Raw genomic sequence first — 23,836 nt, forward strand, 5'->3', positions numbered from 1 at the left:
TACCCTCCTCAGAAGTTTGTCTTTTACTGACCATTTAGTCAATTTGTCAGTCAAACTTTTTCGTTTGACTTTAACTGACCTTTTGTTCAAAGAATTCGTAAGGCCCTTTACCTTACGAATCTTATTCTACACCATTGGTCAGCAAAAGTCAATAGTTTTGTTTGACCATTTTTTACTTTTATACAAAAAAATCTACCTGACGGTAGATTTAGATGATAATTCCTTCCAAATGATCCAGCTCATGCTGAACAATCTGGGCTTGGAAGTCTGTCAGCTTTAGACTCTGCTTTTTCCATGAAGCATCAAAAAACTCCACTTCAATTTCCTGATAGCGTGTCGTCGGGCGGATACCTTCCAGTGACAGACAGCCCTCTTCTGTCTGATAGGGCTTGGCCTTGCTGATGAGGACGGGATTATACATGACCAGGTTGGTGAAGCCCATGTTGACGATGATAAGCCGCTTTTTGACGCCAATCATATTGGCCGCCATGCCCACACAAGCATGAGCATTGGCTGCTAAAGTGTCCTGCAAGTCCTTACCGATCGGCACATCTTTCTGAGTCGCAGGCTCAGACTTTTGTTGCAGGAAGAAAATGTCTTTCATAATAGGTTGAATCATGGGGTGTCTCCTTATTTTCTAGCTTCATCTAGTATACCATATACCCCAAAAAAGCCTAGTTCTCACTAGACTTCTTTCGTTTATTCTTGGCAATAAATCGCAATAGCTTGGCTGACAAAGGCTGCTGTGCCTGGTCCACCTGCTCGGTCAATGTTGGCTGAAAATCGCTCGTCTTCAACATACATAAGACCTAGATTTTGTAAGATTTCCTTGGTGCAGGTGTAGAAATTTTCCGTGATATAGGCCTGCAAGTTGGCTACCTGAGCCTGCACATCTGGATGACTGACTTCTAAGCTCAGCATTTTTCCAAAAACTTCAAAAATAGCCTGCATCTCTTGAGCAAACACCCGGTCCTTACTGGCATCGTATTTCTCTTCAAATTCCGCAAAGGCTGAGGTATTCCCCCACCGCTCCTTAGCCTCCACCTTGTAGGCTTCTAGTTGACTGCTGTCAAATGCGTGAAAATCCATGACTTCTCCTCCTTTTTCTGTGAGCAATCTGGCGTGATTGATGATGCGATCCAGCCGTTCCCTTTTGAGCTCTAAAAGGGTGATATGGTCCCGCAAGACTTGCTGACGATTGACTTCCGTCACGTCCAGAAGCTGCTGAATGTCTTTGAGAGGAAGATCCAACTCACGAAATAAGAGAATTTCTTGCAGACGAGCCAAATTCTCCTGATTATAGTAGCGATAACCATTTTCAGCCACAAATGCTGGTTTGAGCAAACCAATCTGGTCATAGTGGTGCAAGGTCCTCACCGTCAATCCTGTCAAGTGACTGACCTGCTTAACTGTCCAATTTTCGCTCATAGAAATCTCCTCTCTATGCCCAGTATAAGGGATAACGTAAGGTGAGAGTCAAGAATTTTATCAAAAAACTTTTACATCTCACTCCACCCTCACCGGCACGCGCCCATAGGTCTGCTCTGCTATTGCGTTAGCGCCCAGTTGATAGACTGCATCCGCCTGCTGGGTCAGGCTGTCCCAGGGCTCTTTGCCGATCCGCGTCACTAATCCCACCCGCTCCTTGACGGTCTTGAGATAGGCCTGGCCTCGAGCTGAAAAGCCCAATACATGGACCGCTTCTGGTAAGGGAGTTTCCACCGCATTGACCAGGATGTAGGTCAGCACTCGCCGCACCCGCGCCTTGGTGTAGCGCTTGGTCGCAACGGCCTCCACTAACTCCTCCACGGTCGCTACGCTCCCAATAGCAGAGCGGATACGACTGGCTAGTTCTTCGTTGACCTGAAAGACCTGACTGAGATCTGGGTGGGTCGCAAGCTGGTAGCGGAGCAGGGGAAAAAAATCCTTCCAGCTCACCTTGGTCGACTCTTCAAAGAGACTAGCAGACGGTAAAAAGTCACGCACCAAGTCCAGCTGGTCAGCACCCTTTCGGATAGCCGTCGCCGAGGCGTAGGTCGTTTCCACCTCTTCCGAATGAAAACCAGCTCCCTGCCGTTGAACAGGGCTGAGCTGAATGCCTGTTCCAGCCACCGCCTTAGCATAAGCCAGAGCCAGAATATGGTTGGGCGTATCACCTGTGAAGGTTAGACCCGCAAATTCCTGCCACATAGCCTGGGTCTTCTGTGGATAAGAGAAATTGTCTGGCAAGTTTTTCACAAAATTTTCCATCTCTTCCGACTTATCCACATAGATATCCGCAATTTTCTGGTAATCCAGCATTTCTTCCGTACCGAAGACCAACTTCTCCACACCTAGCCTGTGTAAAATGCTGATGGCTCCCTTGGCAAAGTGATCAGCTGACTGGACGGACACTAAAAAGGGCATCTCGACAACCAAGTCTGCCCCGTGTTCCAGAGCCATCTGAGACCGTGTCCACTTATCCACAATAGCTGGCTCACCCCGTTGCATGAAATTACCAGACATGACCACGATTTTCAACCCCTCAGCCTGCTCCAGCAGGTATTTATGACCTGTATGGAAGGGATTGTATTCTGCTACGATGCCTGAAATCATGCCTTGACCGCCTTGAAAAACCACCGCTGGCTAGTTTCTGTCGGTGCTTGATTTTCAAAATCCGCAAAGACTTCCACAGATGCAAAACCAGCTTCTTTCAATAATTCCACATAGGTTTCAATCGGATAGGTCCGCTCTTCATGCACTTCATCCCGACGGATAAACCGCTCCTCTTGACTGTCCTCATCTTTGACAAAGAAGGTCAATTCATGAACGATGGAATGCTCATGCTCCCCTTCGTAAGTATCCCAGACAAAGGCAAAATCCTCGTAGTTTTCATGGTAGCTATAGCCTGCAAATACTTCCTCCATTTGATAAATGGAGTGTACGTCAAAAAGGAAAGTACCACCTTGATTGAGAACAGAGTGAACCCCTTCAAAAACCCGCAAAACGGCTTCTTGGTCCGACATGTAGCACAGACTGTCCGAGTAACAGGTCACCGCATCGAAATCGCCGATACCTTCCAGTTCCAGCATATCCGCCTTGGCCAAGTCCATCATGACCCCAGCTGCTTCTGCTTTTTTCTGTGCCAATTCCAACATTTCATAGGACAGGTCAAGCCCAGTCACCTCATAACCCTTTTGAGCAAAACGTACAGCCTGAATCCCTGTCCCACAGGCTAATTCTAAAATTGTCTTGGTGTCTTGCGGCAAGTTCCGCAAGCTAAAATCTGTCCATTTATCATACAAGCTGTCATCCATGATTTCATCATAAACCGCCGCAAAGGTTTCATAAGTTGCCATATTTTTCCTTTCATAAAAAGCAGCCCATCGACTGCTTCATTAACTCACACTGTGTTCAAGAAGTTCATCACTTCTAATTACATAATAGTGAACTCTCTTTGGTCACTTTCGAGTTTTATGGTGACCAGCTGAAACAGTTCCCCAAACTGTTTCACTATTCCTCTTCTAAAAAGTCTGCGACTTCCAAGAAACTGCCTTCATGCCATAATTTTTCAAGGTTGTAGAGGTCACGCATTTCTTCTGAGAAGATATGAACGACTACGCCTCCAAGGTCCAATAGGACCCAGCCACCGTTACTATCACCTTCTACACGGCTACCCTTGATTCCAACTTCCGCTACCTTTTCACGGATGTTTTCCGCAATAGCCTCCAACTGGCGACTGTTCATGGAGCTGGCAATCACAAAGTAGTCTGTCAGGCTGGTCACGCCTTGAACATCAATTACAACAAGGTCCTCAGCTCGCTTGTCATCAGCAGCCTGAATCACAACTTTTACTAAATCTAGTTCTTTCATCTTATCCTCTAATTATATTTTCTAATTTATCCACCTGGGCAAAATTCCATGACCAGATGTTTTGGTAGTGGTCAATCAAGTCTTTGGCATCCAATTTGCCTGAATAACCTGTCGTCGTTCCGTCCTGGATCACAGCTACCTTGTAGCCTAGTTCAAAGGCTACTTTAATCGTCGTATCAATGCAAAAATTGGTCGCCATGCCCATGATGATGAGCTGCTCAATTCCCTTTTTCTGCAAATAAGCATGAAGCCCCGTTTCCTTGAAGGCACTGTTAAAGGTCTTATCGAAAATCTTCTCACTAGCTAAGGGTGCAACAATTGAGTGAATCTCCCAGTCAGCAGTCCCCTTGACCAATTCCTGATCATGATGGCGGACATGGATGACTTCTACCCCCGCTTGACGGGCTTTTGTGATGCTATCTTGCCAGAGGGCTAATCGCTCTTCAATGGCATAAGGTTTTTCCTCCACTAGAAGGTTTTGAATGTCAATGACTAACAGTGCAGAATTCATAACTTAACACCAGGCGTTTCCAAACGGAAGACCAATTCCCTTTCTTCTTCAAGATCTAAGACAAAACCATTCTTCTCCAAGAGTCTTGCCATCTTTTGGTTGCCCTTGACATAGGCGACTATCAGATGATTGCAGACTGGATGTGATTGAGCCATTGCTATTACGACCTCCAAAGCCACCTGACCATAGCCCTTCCCCTGAAATTCTTGACCAATCATAAACCTCCAGAGCATATACTGCTGGATGTCTTCATCAATGTCAATCAAGGCAAAACCAACAACCTGTTCATCTACCCAGATGGAAAAAGGGAAAACATCCCCGTTCTCTCTATATAACCAGGCATCTGCCAAGGAACGCACGTTGGGAGCCACGAAGCCCTTGTCCTCATCGGCTACTGTCAAGTCCAAGACTGCTTGATAGGAGCTTTCATCCACAGGTTTTAATGCAATCATCCCTACTCCTTCAAATACGCGACATAGCCATTATAGGTTTCCAAGGTTTGTGGATAAATGGGAATCCCCTTCTTGACTAAGTAAGAAATGGTTTGGGCAGTTTCATAGGCTACTGCCTTGTCCAAGGACTCTTTTGCGATACGACGCGCCTCGTCCACCCCGGGAAAATCCCGATTGGGTTCGATGTAGTCCGCCACATAGAGAACCTTGTCAAGCAAGGTCATCTGCCCAGAACCAATGGTGTGGCGTTGAATGGCTTGGAAAATTTCCTCATCTTTCAAGCCAAAATCTTCTGCAATTTTATAGGCGCCAACCACACCGTGCCAGATGTTATTATCCCAGTTGAGCAGGTCCCTATCCAAATCATACTTGGCAATCAAGTCCAGAAAGACTTGGTCTTCCACTTCCTTGGCATAGTCATGCAAGAGTGCTGCCAGACTAGCTTTTTTCGGATCACAGCCGTATTGTTCTGCCAAGGCAAGCGCCGCTTCTTCCACACCCAAGACATGTTGGAAGCGCTCTGGATTCATGGCTACACGGATTTTTTCCAAAAGAGCCTGACGGTCAAAGGTCAAATCTGCTGCAATCATTGGTAAAGTCCCTTTTCTTCGATATAGTCCAGAACTTCATGAGGCACCATAAAATTCGGTACCCGTCCTTGCTTGATAAAACTCCGCACCATGCTGGAGGAAATGTCCATCAAAGGCACATCTACCCAGATAACAGGATAGGAAGTCCCTGCCTTGTAACGAGGACGCTGGACACCAACAAACTGCACCAACTGGACCAATTCATCAATCCTATGCCATTTTGGCAGGTAGTCTACCATATCTGCACCAATGATAAAATAATAATCCGTATCAGGATTTTTTTCCTTCAGCAATTTCATTGTGTCGTAGGTATAGCTGACACCACGGCGTTCCAGTTCAATGGTTTCAATCCCCAAGCCCTCCATACCTGCAATAGCCATCTTGAGCATGGAATAGCGATGGTATTCGTCAATGGTTTCTTTTTTATCCACATGAGGCGGAATGAATTCTGGCATGAGCAAGACTTGATCCAGCTTCAACTGTTGACGGACCTGGTCTGCCACAATCAAGTGAGCATTGTGGACAGGATTGAAATTCCCTCCCAAAATCCCCACTTGTTTGCGATTGGTTTCTTTCTTTTCAATCTCTAATTCAACCTTGGTAAAGGGTGTTAAGAGTTCAATAGCCATAGGCTCTCCTTCTTAGATTTCTTTGACCTGTTTGGAAATTTTACGGTTCTCTTTCTTGCTAGATTGTTTGAATAAAATTAAGATGCGACCGATTTTTTGGACCGTATCCACACCGATTTCTTCTTCCAAGATTTCTGCTACTTCGTGGATGTTTTCATCCGTATTTTGTAGCAAGGTCACCTTGATCAATTCACGCGCGTCCAAGGCCTGACGAACACTGGTTTTAATCTGGTCATTTAGACCATTTTTCCCAATCTGAATAATGGGTTTAAGACTGTGTGCCTGACTGTTCAAAAAGGCACGTTGTTTTGAAGTTAATGTCATCTATTTTTCCTATGTTTCTATATTTATCGTCATTTAGTTTATCTTTTATTACGTCGTTAACTCACCTTGCCTAACTCCAGTTATGCCTGCGGCTCGTTGCCTAGTACTAAAAGTAAACTAAAAGACTATATTGGCTAACAAATGCAGCCAGTACGCACATCTAAATAATCGCCTTGCGGATGACCACATCCACACCCTTAGGCGCCCAGGCAGCAATCTTGGCCTTTTCATTGACCCGAATCCAACCAAGTCCTGAGAAGACCACATCCGTCTTCTCGGTGATGGTAAATTCATGGCGGACCAATTCTGGAAATTCTTTCAATTCCTTGCTGGTTGGTGGCACTAAAAGTGAGCCCGCATGTTTCTGGTAAAATTCACTAGCTCCCTGCAACTTGGTGCGGTGGAGTTGGAGCTCATTGTCAAAGAAAGCCGTAAAGCCTTGGCGTTCACCAGCCACAAAGTCAAATCGTCCCAGACCAGCCAAGAACAAGGTTTGTTCTGGATTGAGCTGGTAGGTCTTTGGCTTGATTTCCTTGCGAGGGCTGATGTACTTGAGGTTTTTAGCCGTCAGGTAATGGGCCATCTGGTGACGGTGAATAATACCTGGCGTATCGTAAATGAAAGAACCATCATCCAGAGGAATTTCAATCTTATCCAGCGTCGTTCCAGGGAAACGTGAAGTCGTAATGACATCCTTGTCCCCTGTGATTTCTTGGATAATAGCATTGATCAAGGTTGATTTGCCGACGTTGGTCACACCGACCACATAGACATCCCGCCCCTTGCGGTGTTGTTCAATCTTTTCAATCAAGTCCTTGATAGCCTGCTTATTTTGAGCAGAAGTCAAGGCCACATCAACTGGTCGCATGCCGATTTCATGCGCCCGCTCGGTCAACCACTGGGTGACCTTGCCTGTCTTGACAGACTTGGGTAAAATGTCCTGCTTGTTGCCGACCAAAAGTACATCATTGCCTGAAATAAAGCGAGGCAAACCCGGAATGACTGAACCATTGAAATCAAAAATATCAATGACATTCACTACCAAGGCATCACTTTCTCCTACGCTATGGAGGAGTTTCAAGAAATCATCATCTGAGATATTGACATCTGAAATTTCATTGTAATGGCGCAAACGGAAACAACGCTGGCAGTAGAGTTGCCCTGTTTCCAAGCCTTTTTCTAGGGCTGATTGAGGTGTAAAACCGGCGACTGCCTTGTCTAGCATCTGAATCTGGGCACCACAGCCGATACAAAATAATTCTTCCACTTACATCTCCCTCTTGTAGTCTATTGCTCCATATTTGGCTATGATTTGCTTCATGGTCCGTCGCTCACGCCAACGGTTAATCTGCGTATTGATCGAGTCTGACTGAATCAAGGGCTTGACCAAAACAGACTTGAGCCCTGCCCGTTTTGCCGCCCGAATGTCCGTCATCAACTGATCACCAATCATAACCACTTCATGTGGCTGGACATCAAAGCGTTTCAGTGCACGGTTAATCCCAAAGGTGAAAGGCTTGAGAGCGAAGGCTTCAAACTCGATTCCAAAAGGGGCCACTGCTCGCTTGACCCGCTCATATTTGTTGTTGGAAACCACCACAACGGGAATGCCTGCGGCCTGCAGATCCTGTAACCACTGGCGCATCTCTGGCGTACCATCGGGATTATTCCAAGCAATCAGGGTATTGTCTAAATCAACAAAGACCACCTTGATTCCGTATTTTTTTAAACTATCAACTGTTACATCATAGGCCTTTTCCAAGGCAAAATCTGGCATGTAATTTTCTAAAGTCACTTGATTCTCCACTTTGCGTTATCAGATAATTATATCATTTATTTAGTAAAAATGCGACCGCAAGACCGATTACTCCGGAAAGAAAAAAATCGTCCTAGAAGGACGATTGCAATTCTTAGTTGGTCTGGTTAAGCACCCAATCTTTCGGAATGAAAATCATGTGTGTCAGCAGCCATTCCACATGGAGACTGAGTCTCGAAAAGGCAAAACCAATCGCTTCAACACCCGAATCTTCCTGTTCGATTCCAAGTAAGATGGCAGCATGACCATAGTCTGCATGGCTATCATCAAAAAGACGCCATACCAATCCTTGGTAAATCAGCTCCTTGGCATCATTGAGACTGTAACCACCTTCCCTATATTCCGAAAAGGCGATGCAATCCTTACCCTGTGGTTCCACTCCTTTTTGCTTGGCAATCTCAATCAGACTATCGTAGTCATGCTTGTAAAGCCCCGCCTCAATCGATGCTGCCAGACTCTTGGCATAATCCAAGGCTAGGCTACTCACTTCTACTGCCACACTTCCAAGGGCCTCACGAAGCGGATTGAGCAAGTCTGTCGCATACAGGGCCAACTCTTCCAAAATCTCCTGATCCACAACTTCGATATCTGCAATCAAGCGAGACTTGTCTGCCTCGTTTCCTTGGAAACGATTGGCTTCCAAGCCAAGTTCCCCCAACTTTTCTAAAGTTGAATCCAACCCAGATTTTCCATCTCTAATGTACTCAGCCAAAGCAGCTGCAAATCCTTCTGGCAACTGGATTCCAGTTGATACCAGCTCTTCTGCTAGTTGGTAATCCGTAACTGTTTCCTTAGTCATAAAAACCTCCCCGATAAATACTGACTTCATTGTAACAATTTCCTGCCTTTTTGTAAACCCTTTCATGATTTGTCAGAAAATTAAAACAGTTGGATAGTTTTACCAACTGTTCAAAGGGAAACACCAAACCAAGATTACCAGAACAAGCGAGTTCCATGGACTTGATCTGGCTCTAGCAAGTCCATTAATTGTGGGAGATTTTCCTTGGTCAAGCCTCCCCCTATTAGGATTTCAATCTTACCACGCGCATAGGCCATGATTTCCTTTAACCATTGCCAATGTTCCAAAGCAGAGCCACTGATATGGCCTCTGGTCAGGATTCGCTGAAAACCATGGTCAGCTAGCCAATCAATGGCCTCCTTCTGGCGACTTCTAGGAATCTGGTCAAAAGCCATGTGAAAGACCCGTTCGCAGCCATCCGATGCCTCGACCAGTTGTTCTAGGACAGGCTCGTCCAGCCAGTTTTCCTCTGTCAACGCACCAAAAACTAATCCATCTGAGCCCACTTGTCTGGCGATGTGGCAATCTACCAGCATCATGGCCACCTCCTCAGGGCTGTAATGAAAATTTCCTCCCCTCGGACGAATCATGGTCATGACCGTCGCCTCTTGTTGGTGGGCCAATTGGCAGACATAGTCCATCACACCATAACTCGGTGTGGTTCCTCCGACTGACAGGTTATCACAGAGTTCGATCCGTTGACTCCCTAAAGCCAGGGCACATGCAACCTGTTCATGATTCTCTGCACAAAATTCTTTAATCATAAACCCTCCTTTTATTGAAAGCCTTTTCTTTCCATTATATCATAGCACACAAAAAAGAGCAGTCTATTTACTGCCCCTTGTAAAAAGAATATCTTTGATTGAAATCAAGAGCACTGCTATAAGAATTAAGAACATCCCAAGGAAATCAATTGGATAGAAGACCTCATTCACCAACCAAACTGCAAAAAAGACTGAAGCTATTGGCTCAATGGAAGCCAACAAGCTACCATTGACCGGGCCTACCATGCTGACGCCTTTGAGAAAAGCAGTATAGGCAAAAATCGTTCCTACCCCTACAATCCCTACTAAGCCCAAGAAAATCCCTCTATCCATTGCTAGTTGATACTGCCAGGTTTGGAACCCAATACTTTGAACCATTCCCCCCAGCAACATACCCAGACCAATCACCACTAAACTCCCGTAACGACGAATCAGACGGGCTGGGAGGATAATGTAGAGCGAATAGGTAAAGGCCGAAAAAATCCCCCAAAACAAGCCAATCGGTGTAACTGCCAGTTGATCCAGGTGGCCATGCGTAGCAATCAAAAATGTTCCTGACACGGCAAAGAAGATTGATAGAACTTCTACCCAACTTGGTAATTGCTTCAACCGAATACAGGAAAAGCCCAACACCAAAATTGGACAAAGGTACTGTAGCACCGTTGCAGTCCCTGCATTGGTATGGGCGATGGCTTGAAGATAGGCCATCTGATTGAGCACCAAGCCCAGTAAGGCAAAGACCATGGTCATGAATAAATCCTTCTTGTGACGGAGCAAGCGAACAAGATCATTTCGTGCCGTCCACCAGGCTAGTGTCAGTAAACAAACTCCAGCTACTAGGAGTCTGAGAGAGGTCAATAACTCAACTGCCAGCCCCCTTGTCATCAAATACTGGCCACTCACACCTGAAAGCCCCCAAGCAATACCCGCTATAAGGGTAATCATGGTACCTTTTTGTTTTTCTGTCATCCTATCTCCTTCATCTCATGTCAATAGTCCCATTATACCAAAAAGAGTAGGACTTGGTCCCACTCTTTCTTACAATTAAGTTGCTAAACCGACAAATTCCACAAAGCGCATAAAGGCCGCCTGACCTTCTGGAGTGCGTTTGTAGACACCTGCATCTTCTAGGACACGAGCGAAAATTTGGCCAACAGAATCTCGAATGACCTCTTCAGCCGTCTCTTCTGTCACAACTGGATGTTCTGCTTTTAATCTGTCCGCCCAAGGCTGATGATAGGCTGCCACCTGACTGTCTTGACCTAGCAAGTATTTCTTGACTTCAGCCAATTCTGCCTTCAAACGTGGAGGCAAAATCGCCAAGCCCATAACCTCAATCAAGCCGATATTTTCTTTCTTGATGTGTTGGACATCTGGATGTGGATGGTAGATGCCGTCTGGAAATTCTTCCGAGGTCTGATTGTCGCGGAGAACCAAATCCAGCTCGTACACATCTCCTCGTTTCCGGGCAATCGGGGTAATGGTATGATGAGGAGTCCCATCCGTCTCAGCCTTAATCTGAACACTATCATCTGAGTAGCTCCGCCATTTTTCCAAAATCTTAGTCGCTAAACCAAGAAGCGATGGCTTATCCGCTGAACTCAAGCGAATCACCGACATAGGCCACTTGACAAGGCCGGCAGATACGGACTCAAAGCCCTCAAAGACCAGCTGACGCTCAATCGGCGCCTTCTCCATGGCAAAACTGTGCCGCCCACCCTGATAGTGATTGTGGGTCAAGATGGAGCCACCCGAGATTGGTAGGTCAGAGTTGGAACCGACAAAATAATTTGGAAAGATGTCAAGCAAGTCCAACAGCTGTTCAAAGGTTTGGGGGCTAATCACCATAGGCACATGCTCTTGGTTCAAGAAAATGGCATGTTCATTGTAGTAAGCATAAGGCGAATACTGGAAGCCCCACTGTTCCTGTCCAAGCTCCAAGCGAATAATGCGGTGGTTGGCACGTGCTGGGTGATTGATGCGGCCTTGGTAGCCCTCATTTTCCATACAAAGCAGGCACTGAGGGTAGTTTGAAGCTTCCGCTAAACGGGCTGCCGCAATGGCTTTGGGATCCTTCTCTGGTTTGGACAGATTGATGGTAATTTCTAGGTTGCCATAGTCTGTCGGTGTTTGATAATAGATATTTTTGGCAACAGCAGCCACCTTGATGTAGTCATTGCGCTTACTCAAGGCATAAAAATCTGCCACAGCCTGCTCTGGACTGTCTTGATAGGTCTGCCAAAAATCACGATTGACCTGGCTAGGACTTGGGGTGATCAAGTCCATCAAACAAGCCCCAACCATGTCCTGCTCTTCCAGCAATTCTCCTACAAAACCAGTTCCAACACCATGAACCAATAGCTCATCTTTTAATTCAATCAAGTCTGTTAGTTCTGTTTGGACAGCCAGAACCTGGTCTCCCACCAGAGCCAAGACCCGATTGCGCAGGTAAAGGACATCCATTCCTTCAAAATCACTGTTGGCAATAACCTGCTCAACAAAACGATCCACCAATCCAGCCATCATTTCTCCAATCTATTTTCGAGATAAAACGCGAGAGCCTCCAGCAATCTCCGCAACATAGAAGCTTGGCTCATAGCCAACCACTTCAGTGTAGGTCTTGCCGACATTTTCCGTGAAGGCATCCACCTTATCCTTATGGACAATGGCAATACCACAACCGCCGAAACCAGCTCCTGTCATCCGAGCCCCAAGAACTCCTTCTTGCTCCCAGGCGGTATGGGCCAAGGTATCCAATTCCAAACCTGTCACTTCATAATCATGCTCCAGGGAAACATGGGAAGCATTGACCAAGCGGCCAAAGGTTGCCAAATCTCCTTCTTCCAAGGCCTTACGAGCCTGTAAGGTCCGTTGGTTTTCCAAGACAGCATGGCGGGCACGCTTGATGCGGTTTTCATCTTTGATTAAGTAACTATATTGATCAAAAGTCCACTCATCCAACTCTCCCAGAGTTTGAATAGTCAAGACTGCATTCAATTCTTCCACAGCTTTTTCACATTCTGCCCGGCGCTCGTTGTACTTAGAATCCGCCAATTCACGACGTTTATTGGTATTCATGATGACAATCACATGGTCACCCAAGTCCAATGGCACCAATTCATATTCAAGCGTATTAGTATCTAGATAAATGGCACGTTGGTCCGCTCCCATACCAATCGCAAACTGGTCCATGATCCCAGAATTGACACCGATAAAGTGATTTTCCGTTTGCTTACCAATTTTCACCAAATCAAGACGAGTCAATTCAAGTCCATACAGTTCTTCTGCGATAATGCCAATCAAGAGTTCCAAGGAAGCTGATGAAGATAAACCTGAACCATTTGGAATGTTGCCGTAAACAAAGACTTCCATCCCTGTATCAATGGTATGCCCTGCTTCTTGCAAAAATTTGAGAACTCCCTTGGCATAGTTGGTCCAGTTGTCCGCCTTATCAAAGACCAAGTTGTTCAAATCTACCTCAATCACACCAACTTTTTCAAAGTTTGCGGAATAAAAACGGAGAAGCTGGTCATCACGTTTGCGAGCAGCACCGTAAGTCCCTAAGGTTATGGCTGCTGGAAAGACATGACCACCGTTGTAGTCTGTATGCTCACCAATCAGGTTAATCCGACCAGGTGAGAAGAAAGTTGCATCCGCCTCTTGACCAAATACATCAAGAAAGGCTTGCTTGAGTTGTTCTGTGTTCATAGGAACCTCCTTGGTTTTGTAATCGTTTTCTTTTATTGTACAATTCAATAATATAAATGTCAATAGTTTTACTAAATATTTACTAATTACATTTTTTATGCTATAATTGTTGCAAGAAAACAGGAGAAAACTATGGTTACGATCAAAGACATTGCCAAGCAAGCGGACCTATCCCCTGCTACCGTTTCCCGCGTTCTCAAGGGCGACCTGACCCTATCCGTCAGCCAAGAAACCCGAGATCGCATTTTCTACACGGCACAGAAATTAGGCTACACCAAGCACATCAAAAAGCAAGCCCCCCAACCCAAAGGTACCATTGGCATCGTCCAGTGGTACACTGAGAGCGAGGAGCTAGCCGATCTCTACTACTACTCCATTCGGGCCAGCATCGAGCAAACCGCCAGTCTTCTCGGCTACCAAATCATCCGCTCCTTCAACGACTTGACCAACCCCCTCCTCCAAGATGTTGACGGCATCATCGCGGTTGGTAAGTTTTCTTTTGGGCAAATAGCAGAGCTGTCTAGCCTGTCTTCTAAGCTCATTTTTGTAGATTCTGATACACTGACCGAGGGATTTTCCTGTATCACGACTGACTTTGAGCACTCTGTTCAGACCGTTATCGACCACTTCCATGCACAAGGTCTGACAGACATTGGACTCCTAGTCGGACAGGAGAAAACTACGGACGGTCAGCAACTGCCAACAGACCCGCGCCTGACTGCCTTTCGTGACTACCTAAACACCTTGGGTATGCTCCAAGAAAACTATATCTATCAAGGGAGATTCTCCACCCAGTCTGGCTATGAGCTGATGAGCCAGGCTATCGAGGACTTAGGCGACCAGTTGCCCCCTGCCTTCTTTATGGCCAATGATACCCTGGCAGTCGGTGCCCTGCGTGCCTTACAGGAACGCCAAATTGCCGTGCCAGAACGGGTCCAACTCATCACCTTTAACGATACTGCCATCACCCGTCAGGTCTATCCAGCCCTGTCTTCCATCAGCGTCTTCACCGAGGAAATGGGACAAGAAGCCATACAGCTCCTAGACCGTGTTATTACGAGTCCAACTCCCCTTCATCCTCGTAAAATCAAATTAGGCACCCAGCTGGTCATACGGGAAAGTTCTTACTAAAGTACATTAGTAAAACCGAGAGTTCATAATGAATTCTCGGTTTGCTTCTGTTTATATTAGTCTAATAACTTCGCCAATTCTTGCGCCAATAGTTGTTGTGCAACTTGTGGGTTGGCTTGTCCTTTTGTAGCTTTCATCAGGTAACCTGTGAAGGCCTTGTCCGCATTGCGTTTGCCAGACTTGAAGTCAGCCACTGCTGCTACATTATCTTCAAAAACTTGATGGATAATCGGAATCAAGACCGCCGGATCTGAAATCTGTACCAGACCAGCTTCCTCAACGTAAGCCTTAGCAGAGCCACCGTTTTTAGCCAAGTGGACAACGACTTGCTTGGCAATCTTAGAAGAGATGGTTCCGTCCGCAATCAAGCCAATCATTTCCACCAGACTTTCCGGTGTCAATAGGATTTGCTCAATGGTCTTCTGATCTGTATTGAGGAACTGGGCAATGTCCCCTTGTAACCAGTTGGATACCTGCTTAGCATCGCCACCTGCTGCTACTGCCGCTTCAAAGAAGTCAGACAGGGCCTTGGTAGAGGTCAACTGACCTGCATCATAGGCCGTCAAGCCCAAGTTCTCCACATAGTGAGCACGGCGAGCCTTTGGAAAGACTGGCAATTCTGCACGCACTTCCTCAATCCAACTATCATCAATCTCATAGAGCGGTAAGTCTGGCTCTGGGAAGTAACGGTAGTCAGCTGATCCTTCTTTTACACGCATGAGAATGGTTTCCCCAGTAGATTCATCATAACGACGTGTTTCCTGCTGGATTTGACCACCTGAACGTAATATTTTGGACTGACGTTCTACTTCATACTGCAAGCCCTTGCGAACATAGTTGAAGGAGTTGAGGTTTTTCAACTCAGTCTTGGTACCAAACTTCTCCTGACCATAGGGACGAAGGGAAATGTTAGCATCCACGCGCATAGACCCCTCTTCCATCTTGACATCTGAAATACCAGTGTATTGGATGATTTCCTTGAGAGCAGTCAAGTAGGCATAGGCCTCCTCAGGCGAGCGCATATCGGCTTCTGACACAATCTCAATCAATGGCACTCCTTGACGGTTGAGGTCCACATAAGAGTAGCCGTCTGTCCCGTGGGTATTCTTACCAGCATCCTCTTCCAAATGCGCACGCTCGATACGGATTTTCTTGGTTGAACCATCTTCTAGCTCAATCTCAATCCAGCCATTGTAGCCAATCGGCTCGTCAAATTGGGAAATCTGATAGGCTTTGGGGTTATCAGGATAGAAATAGTTCTTACGGTCAAAGTGCATGTCCTTGTGAATAGCCATGTTCAAGGCCAAGGCAGCCTTGATACCAGCATCCACAACGCCCTTGTTAAGAACAGGCAGAACTCCTGGGAAGGACCAGTCAATCACGTTGGTATTGGCATTTGGGTCCTCACCAAAATGAGCAGATGAAGGTGAGAAAATTTTCGAGTTGGTATTCAACTCCACATGGACTTCTAGACCAATAATCGTTTCAAAGTTCATTAGTTAGCACCTCCAAAAATCACTGGTTGTTGCTTGTGATAGTCTGTTGTCGCCTCAAAGGCAGCAGCCACTTGGTAAATGGTCTCTTCTGAATATTTTGGACCAATCAACTGCAAACCAACTGGCAATCCTTCTACAAAACCAGCAGGAATCGAAATACCTGGAAGACCTGCCAAGTTGACAGGAATAGTCAAGAGATCCGCCAAGTACATGGCCACAGGGTCATGGTTGAGCGTGTCCAAACCAAAGGCAACCGTCGGAGCAGTTGGCCCCAAAATCAAGTCATAGTCCGCAAAGACCTTTTCAAAATCTTGGATAATTAAAGTCCGCACCTGACCAGCTTTCTTGAAGTAGGCATCGTAGTAACCAGACGATAAACTGAATGTTCCCAACATGATACGGCGTTTGACTTCCTCACCAAAACCTTGGCTACGGGTTTTCACATAGATCTCTTCCAAGTTGGTCGCATCTTCTGCACGGAAACCATAACGGATTCCGTCAAAACGTTGCAAGTTAGAAGAAGCCTCTGATGAAGCAATGATGTAGTAAACAGCAACCCCATACTTAGAATGTGGCAGGCTAACTTCTTCAATGATTGCCCCCAGGCTTTCCAAGTGCTTAGCCGCTTTGAGAATGGTTTCCTTGACCTGCGGATCAATCCCTTCTCCCATGTATTCTTTTGGAAGAGCGATTTTCATGCCTTTAATGTCTTGACCAATCTTGCTAGTAAAGTCTGCGATTTCATTGATAGTAGAAGTTGCGTCTTTGACATCGTGACCAGAAATAACATTCAATAATTGGGCATTTTCCTTAACTGTCTGTGAAAATGGACCAATCTGGTCAAGAGATGAACCAAAGGCAATCAAACCAAAACGTGACACCGTTCCATAGGTCGGTTTCATCCCAACGATACCATTAAAGGCAGCTGGTTGTCGGATAGAGCCACCTGTATCAGAACCGAGTGACAAACGGACCTGACCAGCAGCAACTGCAGCTGCCGAACCACCTGAAGAACCACCAGGAACTTTTGTCTGGTCCCAAGCATTTTTAGTCGGTTTGAAGGCAGAGTTCTCATTAGAACCACCCATGGCAAACTCATCCATGTTGGTCTTACCAACAACAATCATATCCTTTGCGTAGGCCTGAGCAACCGATGTCGCATCGAAAATCGGCTCGTAGTTATAGAGCATTTTTGAAGCTGCCGTGGTCAAAATCCCCTTCGTAGAGATATTGTCCTTGACTGCCAAGGGAATACCAGCCATGACATTGTCCGCATCAATCCCCTTTTCATCAAGGGCAGCAGCTTGCGCCAAGGCCGCATCTTCTGTGATAGTCAAGAAAGCATCCACTGCTCCCTCACGACTCTTGATGTCTTCCAAAGTTGCCTTGGTCAACTCAACCGCAGAAATCTCCTTCTTGACAAGGAGGTCATGCAATTCATCAATGGTTTTATTGTTAAACGTCATTAGGCATCTCCTCCCCCGTCTAGAATAGCTGGTACCTTGATAAAGTTATCTTGTGATTCAGGCACATTTTTAAAGAGCTCCTCACGGCTCTCACCTTTTTGGGCAATATCTGCTCGCAAGACATTCTTACGGTCAGCCATGGTTGTCGTTACCGCAACACCTGTCGTATCTACTTCATTGAGCAATTCAACCATATCGACAATCTTGCTCAAACTTGTCGCAAATTCCGCTGTTTCCTGGTCCGAAAATTCCAGCTTGGACAGCTTGGCAACGTGACGGACTTCAGCTTCAGAAATCTTCATTCTTACTTTCCTCCTAATGGAAATCTATCTTCTCATTATACCATATTTCCAGCTCCACACAAAGGTAGATATTCCCTCCGATGGAAGCTTTTCTTCGGCAAAAAACCAGTCTAACGACTGGTTCCTAAACCCTAATCTATAATGGTCGCACCAAGCACATGGCGCAGATGGTTGAGAGCAAACTGATGGCTCTCCTCCGTCAATGCGGCAATTGCAGAAGCCACGACCTCAATCCGATAGCCTTTATTGTAGGCATCAATAGCTGTATGCAGGACACAGATATCAGACAGAACACCTGTCAAGACCACCGTATCCACCCGACGTTCTCTCAAACGAACATCCAAATCCGTCCCAGAAAAGGCCGAGTAATGCCGCTTGTCCATCCAACGAACACGCGCATGATCCTTGTTTTCCTGATAAAAGTCTGCAAGTGGTCCAAACAAATCACGCCCCTCTGTTCCCATGATATTGTGAGGCGGAAAGAGCTTGCTTTCAGGATGCAGGTCATCCCCCACTTCATGACCATCAATGGCAAAAACGATATAGTCCCCATTTTCAAAGGCTTCCCTTGTCACCTGGACAATCCGCTCAGCAATAGCCTGAGCAGGTTTCCCCGCAGTTAATTTTCCATGGTCTGCCACAAAATCAACTGTATAATCAATCGAAATCAGCGCTTTTGTCATCTTAGTAGTCACGTTTCTTAATTTCATCAAAGATAGCAGGAATAAGGACCTTCAAATAAGTTCCTTTCATCCCAAGCGAACGACTTTCAATAATCCCTGCACTCTCCAACTTGCGCAGGGCATTGACGATTACAGAGCGAGTAATGCCGATACGGTCTGCAATAACAGAAGCCGTCAATTGACCTTCATTACCATTCAATTCGCCCAAAATAGCCGCAACAGCCTTCATTTCAGAATAGGAAAGGGTATTAACCGCCATATTCACCGCTGCACGACGACGAATATTTTTCTCATCCTCTTCTCGCTGGAAGTTAAGTAGTTGGATACCTACTACTGTTGCCGCAATCTCAACCAAAATCAAATCTTCTTCGTGGAATTGCTCTTCATTGCGCCAGATAATCAAGCTGCCAAAACGGATGCCCGTCACATGGATAGGAGCAATGGTGGTCAAACCATTCGGGTAGATCGAACGAGATTCCACAGGAATAGCTGTCAACTCACTCTCAACTGGCAAGTTGACCTGGGTATCATAAACTTGAGCAACAGCCTTAACGTACTCTTCTGGGTATTGCTTGTTAATATAGAACTCTTCAACCCTGTCATTGTTGGTTTTATAGTTCATATGATAACCCAAAATTTCACCTTCACTATTGATAATGCAGGAATTGCAATCAATAATATCAGACAAGTGCTCCGCAATGGCATTGTAGGGCAATTCTTCTGCCAACTGCTCCTCTGAACGCTTCAAAATCGAAGTAATATCCCGAGTTTTTTCTAATAATGTTGTCATAGTTTCCTCTTTACACTGTAATTATATTTATTATACCGAATTGTTCACCAAATTTCAACAATTATCAGAAAATTTACTATTTTTGAAACAGTACATACAATTTTAAGTAAGAAAAAGAGCTGATACTCATCAGCTCCAATCTTATCTACGGTATTGACGCAAGAAACGGGTCATTTTTTCCTGAATTTCAGCCAGTTCATCCACACGTGGCAGATAGACTATTCGGAAATGATCCGGATCTTTCCAGTTGAAACCACGCCCATGAACCAGCAAGACTTTCTCCTGCTTCAAGAAATCCAAGACAAACTGTTCATCATCGTCCACTCGGTACATATCGCGGTCAATCTTAGGAAAGACATAAAGACCAGCTTTAGGCTTGACTGCCGATAAACCTGGAATGTCATTGATAGCCTTAGTGATATACTCACGCTGCTCATAGAGACGACCGCCTGGCATAAGCAATTTATCAACCGATTGAACCCCACCCAAAGAGGTCTGGACAACTTGCTGGGCCAAAACATTTGAACACAAACGCATATTGGATAACATGTTGAGACCCTCGATATAGCCCTTCACATGCTTTTTAGGACCTGACAACACCATCCAGCCCACACGGAAACCACAGATACGGTGGGATTTTGACAACCCATTCATGGTCACGACAAATAAGTCAGGTGCCAGAGTTGCAATCGGAATATGAACCGCACCGTCAAAGACCATACGGTCATAGATTTCATCAGAGAAGATGATTAATTCATGCTGACGTGCCAACTCAACAATCCCTTCCAAGACTTCTTTTGGATAGAGGGCACCAGTTGGGTTGTTAGGATTAATCAAAACAATAGCCTTGGTACGTGAAGAAATCTTGGACTTCATATCCTCCAAATCCGGATACCAGTCTGCCTCTTCATCACAAATATAGTGAACCGCATTTCCCCCTGCCAAGCTAACAGCAGCTGTCCAAAGCGGATAGTCTGGCATGGGAACCAAGACCTCATCACCATTATCCAACAATCCTTGCATGGACATGGTAATCAATTCACTCACACCATTTCCGATATAGATGTCTTCAATGTCTACATTTGGGAAATTCTTAACCTGACAGTATTGCATGACAGCCTTACGGGCAGAAAAGATCCCCTTGCTATCAGAATAGCCTTCTGACTTACGGGCGTTGTGGATTAAATCACGAATCACCTCGTCAGGAGCTGTAAAGCCAAACTCAGCTGGGTTTCCTGTATTCAAGCGCAAGATTTGCTCACCATTGGCACGCATGCGCATTGCTTCTTCTAGAACTGGGCCACGAATATCGTAAGCCACATGCTCTAATTTCATGGACTTTTCAAAATTTCTCATCTGCCACCTCGTCTTTCTATTGATAATATTTTAGCCTAAAACGAAAAAAATCACAAGAAAACTTTACTTTTTCCAAGAAAAGGCTTACAATAAAAGTGTAGCATATACTTCAATTTTTCGGTAGGAAAGGAGTGTTCCCTATGTCACAATCCTATCAAACCATTATGGTTGCTGTTGATGGTTCCACTGGTGCTGAACTAGCTCTACATAAGGCCATCCATGTTGCAAAGCGAAACAAGGCGCGTCTTTACATCGTTCACGTGATTGATACAAGAGCCTTGCACAATGTTGTGGCTTTCGATGCCAGTGTCTATGAATCACTGGAAAGAGAGGCCAAAGAACTACTCATCACTTATAAACGAACGGCTGAAGAACAAGGACTCGAACAAGTGGATATCCTCATCGAATTTGGAAATCCCAAGACCATGTTAGCAACGGATATTCCACAGCAAATCGAAGCCGATTTAATCTTACTCGGAGCGACCGGTCTCAACGCCTTTGAAAGGCTGCTCATCGGTTCTTCCTCTGAGTATATCATGCGGCACGCCTGCGTCGACCTCTTAATCGTTCGGGATAGCACCAAAACATTTTAAAAAGGACTAGCTGACTAGTCCTTTTTACTTGTCTGACATTGTGCTTCCAAAACCATTTTTAATCGGCCTTCTGGTGCAAAATCCTTCTCCCAGTTGGCTGGTTTGAGAATTTTATGAGTCTTAGGATCATAGTGAGCCTTGCCATCTGGAAAAAATTTTCCCATATTGGCTTCGTGGACAATTTGGAAAAAAGGTGCTGGATCTAAGCCCATCAAAGCAAAGGTGCCGTATGTAAAATAGAGCAAATCAACAAGAGCATCAATTTGACCAACCCAGTCTCTTTTGACCGGTCCTTTTTTCATCACTTTTTGCTCTGCAAGATACAAACTAGCTCGTAATTCCTTTAGTCCAGTTTGAAAATCCTCTTCCGAGTCAAAACTGGCATGCAGGTACTCCACCATCTCTTCTAGCTTGAATATCATACGAAATAGAGACTGGTCTGAACTCAACTCTGTTGGATGACCTGGTAGGGAACCATCCATTTTCAAATGAAAAGCCTGTACCGATTCAAATGCAGATTGTTCTTTCATCCTAGTCCCTCTCCTTGACCAAGCCAAAGCGCTCAAGAGCCTTGAAAATTCCATCTTTGTTGTTGGAGTCTGTCACAAAAGATGCTGCCTTTTTAGCCTTCCGTGTCGCATTTTTCATCGCAACAGAATGCTCAACTCCCGCTAACATTTCCAAATCATTATTGGAATCTCCAAATACAATAACCTGGTCCAAGCCAAATTGAAATTGATTGGCAAGACGCTGGATTCCTTGTAATTTAGAGCCACCTTTATTGATAATATCTGCTGCATAGGGACTAGACCGTGTAAATTCCAAACCAGGATACCGCCCTTGAAGTTTCGTCGTTTCCTTCTCCGTAGCCAGCAACAAGAGTTGGTAAATGGGCTGCTGTAAAATTTCTTCCACATTTGCCTCCTTCTGAGGACGAAGGCGTCTAATCAGGCGGTTAAAAATAAAATTCACCAATCCTGCCCACGATTCTGGAATCATGCGGGAAATTCGATAAGCAAGGTGACCACCACCAAATGACATGATACCACTTCCTGCCACCCCAGAAGCCGTTCCAAAGGACAGATCCTTGTTTTCTTGTCTGGCATATTGGATCAAAGAACGGACATCATCAACCTGAAGGGGATCAGCATAGAGGACTTTTTCCCGTGAAAATATATACTGACCATTATAGGCAATTGCCAAGTCTAAACTAAGGGCCGCCATGTATTGGAGGATAAAACGTGGATCGCGTCCAGTGGCAAGACCGACTAAAATGCCTGCTTTCTTAAGCTGGTTGATGGCAAAAATGGTGGAAGGACTGACCGAACGATTATCCATCAATAAGGTCCCGTCGATATCAAAAAAAACTGCCCGAATTTCCAAACCTTCTCACCTTCTTTCCTGACATTTATGTTACAATTAGTATAGCACAATCTTGAAAGAAATTGAAAGAATATGAAAAATATCCTCGTCCTCCATACAGGAGGTACCATTTCCATGCAGGCTGATGAGAAGGGACAAGTATCCTCTAGCCAAGTCAATCCCATGACCCAAGTGCCTTCACCACTGGACAAGATCCAGGTGACTTCTGTTGATTTTCTCAATCTTCCAAGTCCACACATGACTCTTGAAGCCATGATGGCCCTCTACCAAAAAATCAAACTGGAAGCCGAGCAATTTGATGGCTTCGTCATTACACATGGTACCGATACCCTTGAAGAAACCGCCTATTTCCTCGACACAATGGCCATTCCTCAAAAGCCAATCGTCTTGACAGGAGCCATGCGGTCTTCCAACGAATTGGGCAGCGATGGAATTTATAACTACCTCACTGCCCTTCGTGTCGCAGCAGATGACAAGTCCGCTGACAAGGGCATTCTAGTTGTCATGAATGATGAAATCCATGCCGCAAAATACGTCACTAAAACTCATACAACCAACGTTTCCACATTTCAAACTCCGACCCATGGTCCATTAGGTCTTGTCACCAAGAGGGAAATTCTCTTCTTCAAAACAGCAGAGCCTCGCGTTCGTTTTGACTTAAACCGCGTAGCTGGTCTAGTCCCAATCATCAAGAGCTATGCCGATATGGACCCCCTTCTTCTAGAATCCCTGGCCCATACAGACATTGACGGTATTGTGATTGAAGCCTTAGGAGCTGGCAACCTGCCTCCAGCAGTCCTACCTGCGCTGGACAACTTGCTTGATAAGGGAATTCCAGTTGTCCTCGTTTCCCGCTGTTTTAACGGTATTGCAGAACCTGTGTATTCCTATCAAGGAGGCGGAGTGGACTTGGAAAACAAGGGTATCCTCTTCGTCAAAGAGTTAAATGCCCAAAAAGCTCGTATCAAGCTGCTGATCGCCCTAGAAGCCGGCCTAACCGGAAAAGAACTTGTTGACTATATTCAGGGCTAACAAAACATACCAAACAAATAAGCTGGTCCATCTGAACTGCACCCCAAAAGTTAGACACAAAATCTAACGATTGGGGTGTTTTTCTTATGAAATTAAGTTATGAAGAAAAACTAGAAATATATGAGCTGAGAAAGAGTGGCGTGTCGTGGGTCAACCTTA

28 protein-coding genes are annotated in these 23,836 nt (G+C 45.4%); 3 read left to right on the plus strand and 25 right to left on the minus strand.

Features of this window, described 5'->3' with window-relative positions; translation table 11 throughout:
• Positions 1–208: 208 nt before the first annotated feature.
• The 17 genes from J5566_RS09200 to J5566_RS09280 all read right to left on the minus strand — a co-directional run bounded on the left by J5566_RS09200 (position 209) and on the right by J5566_RS09280 (position 13,445).
• Complete coding sequence (locus J5566_RS09200; RefSeq protein WP_208563049.1) at positions 209–619, minus strand: peptide deformylase; 411 nt, start codon at positions 617–619, stop codon at positions 209–211.
• An 80-nt stretch (positions 620–699) separates the two neighbouring features.
• Positions 700–1,428 (minus strand): MerR family transcriptional regulator, encoded by a 729-nt coding sequence (locus tag J5566_RS09205; protein WP_208563050.1) that lies wholly within the window; start codon positions 1,426–1,428, stop codon positions 700–702.
• Positions 1,429–1,506: 78 nt separating this feature from the next.
• Entirely contained in the window at positions 1,507–2,595 is a 1,089-nt protein-coding gene (locus J5566_RS09210) for a nucleotidyltransferase (protein ID WP_208563051.1), read from the minus strand.
• A complete protein-coding gene (locus J5566_RS09215) occupies positions 2,592–3,338 on the minus strand; it encodes a class I SAM-dependent DNA methyltransferase (RefSeq protein ID WP_208563052.1) in 747 nt (248 codons plus the stop codon). The genes J5566_RS09210 and J5566_RS09215 overlap by 4 nt, the downstream gene beginning before the upstream one ends.
• Positions 3,339–3,492: 154 nt before the next feature.
• Positions 3,493–3,852, minus strand: a complete 360-nt coding sequence (rsfS, locus tag J5566_RS09220; protein WP_208563053.1) for a ribosome silencing factor — start codon at positions 3,850–3,852, stop codon at positions 3,493–3,495.
• 1 nt (position 3,853) lies between these two features.
• A complete protein-coding gene (locus tag J5566_RS09225; RefSeq protein WP_208563054.1) occupies positions 3,854–4,363 on the minus strand; it encodes a cysteine hydrolase family protein in 510 nt (169 codons plus the stop codon).
• Positions 4,360–4,815, minus strand: a complete 456-nt coding sequence (locus tag J5566_RS09230) for a GNAT family N-acetyltransferase (protein WP_208563055.1) — start codon at positions 4,813–4,815, stop codon at positions 4,360–4,362. Before J5566_RS09230 ends, J5566_RS09225 begins: the two co-directional genes overlap by 4 nt.
• Before the next feature lie 2 nt (positions 4,816–4,817).
• Positions 4,818–5,405 (minus strand): bis(5'-nucleosyl)-tetraphosphatase (symmetrical) YqeK, encoded by a 588-nt coding sequence (yqeK, locus tag J5566_RS09235; RefSeq protein WP_208563056.1) that lies wholly within the window; start codon positions 5,403–5,405, stop codon positions 4,818–4,820.
• The gene (locus J5566_RS09240) at positions 5,402–6,034 is read right to left on the minus strand and encodes a nicotinate-nucleotide adenylyltransferase (protein WP_208563057.1); all 633 of its coding nucleotides are present in this window, start codon (positions 6,032–6,034) and stop codon (positions 5,402–5,404) included. The genes yqeK and J5566_RS09240 overlap by 4 nt, the downstream gene beginning before the upstream one ends.
• A 12-nt stretch (positions 6,035–6,046) precedes the next feature.
• Complete coding sequence (gene yhbY / locus J5566_RS09245) at positions 6,047–6,358, minus strand: ribosome assembly RNA-binding protein YhbY (RefSeq protein WP_024384110.1); 312 nt, start codon at positions 6,356–6,358, stop codon at positions 6,047–6,049.
• A gap of 160 nt (positions 6,359–6,518) precedes the next feature.
• A complete protein-coding gene (gene yqeH / locus J5566_RS09250; RefSeq protein ID WP_208563058.1) occupies positions 6,519–7,625 on the minus strand; it encodes a ribosome biogenesis GTPase YqeH in 1,107 nt (368 codons plus the stop codon).
• Positions 7,626–8,153: a YqeG family HAD IIIA-type phosphatase gene (locus J5566_RS09255; protein WP_208563059.1), complete on the minus strand. Its 528-nt coding sequence runs from the start codon at positions 8,151–8,153 to the stop codon at positions 7,626–7,628. It abuts the gene before it with no gap.
• 115 nt (positions 8,154–8,268) lie between these two features.
• Positions 8,269–8,973, minus strand: a complete 705-nt coding sequence (locus J5566_RS09260; protein WP_208563060.1) for an SEC10/PgrA surface exclusion domain-containing protein — start codon at positions 8,971–8,973, stop codon at positions 8,269–8,271.
• A gap of 134 nt (positions 8,974–9,107) precedes the next feature.
• Positions 9,108–9,737: a copper homeostasis protein CutC gene (locus J5566_RS09265; protein ID WP_208563061.1), complete on the minus strand. Its 630-nt coding sequence runs from the start codon at positions 9,735–9,737 to the stop codon at positions 9,108–9,110.
• Positions 9,738–9,800: 63 nt separating this feature from the next.
• A complete protein-coding gene (locus J5566_RS09270; RefSeq protein ID WP_208563062.1) occupies positions 9,801–10,706 on the minus strand; it encodes a DMT family transporter in 906 nt (301 codons plus the stop codon).
• A 75-nt stretch (positions 10,707–10,781) separates the two neighbouring features.
• Positions 10,782–12,263: a UDP-glucose--hexose-1-phosphate uridylyltransferase gene (gene galT, locus J5566_RS09275; RefSeq protein ID WP_208563063.1), complete on the minus strand. Its 1,482-nt coding sequence runs from the start codon at positions 12,261–12,263 to the stop codon at positions 10,782–10,784.
• Between the two features lie 9 nt (positions 12,264–12,272).
• The gene (locus J5566_RS09280) at positions 12,273–13,445 is read right to left on the minus strand and encodes a galactokinase (protein WP_208563064.1); all 1,173 of its coding nucleotides are present in this window, start codon (positions 13,443–13,445) and stop codon (positions 12,273–12,275) included.
• Between the two features lie 132 nt (positions 13,446–13,577).
• Here J5566_RS09280 and J5566_RS09285 point away from each other — a divergent pair, with 132 nt between their 5' ends.
• Positions 13,578–14,576 carry a LacI family DNA-binding transcriptional regulator gene (locus J5566_RS09285; protein ID WP_208563065.1) on the plus strand — a complete coding sequence of 333 codons (999 nt, stop codon included), beginning with the start codon at positions 13,578–13,580 and terminating at the stop codon, positions 14,574–14,576.
• A gap of 56 nt (positions 14,577–14,632) precedes the next feature.
• On the opposite strand, the gene gatB is transcribed toward J5566_RS09285, so the two are convergent.
• The 6 genes from gatB to J5566_RS09315 all read right to left on the minus strand — a co-directional run bounded on the left by gatB (position 14,633) and on the right by J5566_RS09315 (position 20,669).
• On the minus strand, positions 14,633–16,072 hold the full coding sequence (gatB, locus tag J5566_RS09290; protein ID WP_208563066.1) for an Asp-tRNA(Asn)/Glu-tRNA(Gln) amidotransferase subunit GatB: 1,440 nt from the start codon (positions 16,070–16,072) through the stop codon (positions 14,633–14,635).
• Positions 16,072–17,538, minus strand: coding sequence for an Asp-tRNA(Asn)/Glu-tRNA(Gln) amidotransferase subunit GatA (gene gatA / locus J5566_RS09295; protein WP_208563067.1), 1,467 nt, complete (start codon positions 17,536–17,538; stop codon positions 16,072–16,074). Before gatA ends, gatB begins: the two co-directional genes overlap by 1 nt.
• On the minus strand, positions 17,538–17,840 hold the full coding sequence (gene gatC / locus J5566_RS09300) for an Asp-tRNA(Asn)/Glu-tRNA(Gln) amidotransferase subunit GatC (RefSeq protein WP_011921930.1): 303 nt from the start codon (positions 17,838–17,840) through the stop codon (positions 17,538–17,540). The genes gatA and gatC overlap by 1 nt, the downstream gene beginning before the upstream one ends.
• A 131-nt stretch (positions 17,841–17,971) precedes the next feature.
• Complete coding sequence (locus tag J5566_RS09305) at positions 17,972–18,523, minus strand: cysteine hydrolase family protein (protein WP_208563071.1); 552 nt, start codon at positions 18,521–18,523, stop codon at positions 17,972–17,974.
• Between the two features lies 1 nt (position 18,524).
• Positions 18,525–19,313 carry a GTP-sensing pleiotropic transcriptional regulator CodY gene (gene codY / locus J5566_RS09310; protein WP_208563068.1) on the minus strand — a complete coding sequence of 263 codons (789 nt, stop codon included), beginning with the start codon at positions 19,311–19,313 and terminating at the stop codon, positions 18,525–18,527.
• A gap of 141 nt (positions 19,314–19,454) precedes the next feature.
• Positions 19,455–20,669, minus strand: a complete 1,215-nt coding sequence (locus tag J5566_RS09315) for a pyridoxal phosphate-dependent aminotransferase (RefSeq protein WP_208563069.1) — start codon at positions 20,667–20,669, stop codon at positions 19,455–19,457.
• A gap of 140 nt (positions 20,670–20,809) precedes the next feature.
• On the opposite strand from J5566_RS09315, the gene J5566_RS09320 reads away from it, so the two are divergent.
• A complete protein-coding gene (locus J5566_RS09320; RefSeq protein ID WP_205031538.1) occupies positions 20,810–21,262 on the plus strand; it encodes a universal stress protein in 453 nt (150 codons plus the stop codon).
• A gap of 14 nt (positions 21,263–21,276) precedes the next feature.
• On the opposite strand, the gene J5566_RS10595 is transcribed toward J5566_RS09320, so the two are convergent.
• Positions 21,277–21,792: an HAD family hydrolase gene (locus J5566_RS10595; RefSeq protein WP_244229013.1), complete on the minus strand. Its 516-nt coding sequence runs from the start codon at positions 21,790–21,792 to the stop codon at positions 21,277–21,279.
• Between the two features lies 1 nt (position 21,793).
• Positions 21,794–22,645, minus strand: coding sequence for an HAD-IIB family hydrolase (locus J5566_RS10600; protein ID WP_244229014.1), 852 nt, complete (start codon positions 22,643–22,645; stop codon positions 21,794–21,796).
• Between the two features lie 72 nt (positions 22,646–22,717).
• Between J5566_RS10600 and J5566_RS09330 the strand changes: the two genes are divergently transcribed.
• A complete protein-coding gene (locus J5566_RS09330) occupies positions 22,718–23,677 on the plus strand; it encodes an asparaginase (protein WP_208563070.1) in 960 nt (319 codons plus the stop codon).
• Positions 23,678–23,836 lie beyond the last annotated feature (159 nt).

Origin of the sequence: Streptococcus suis (assembly GCF_017601095.1) — a bacterium.
Taxonomy (GTDB): Bacteria; Bacillota; Bacilli; order Lactobacillales; family Streptococcaceae; genus Streptococcus; species Streptococcus suis_Z.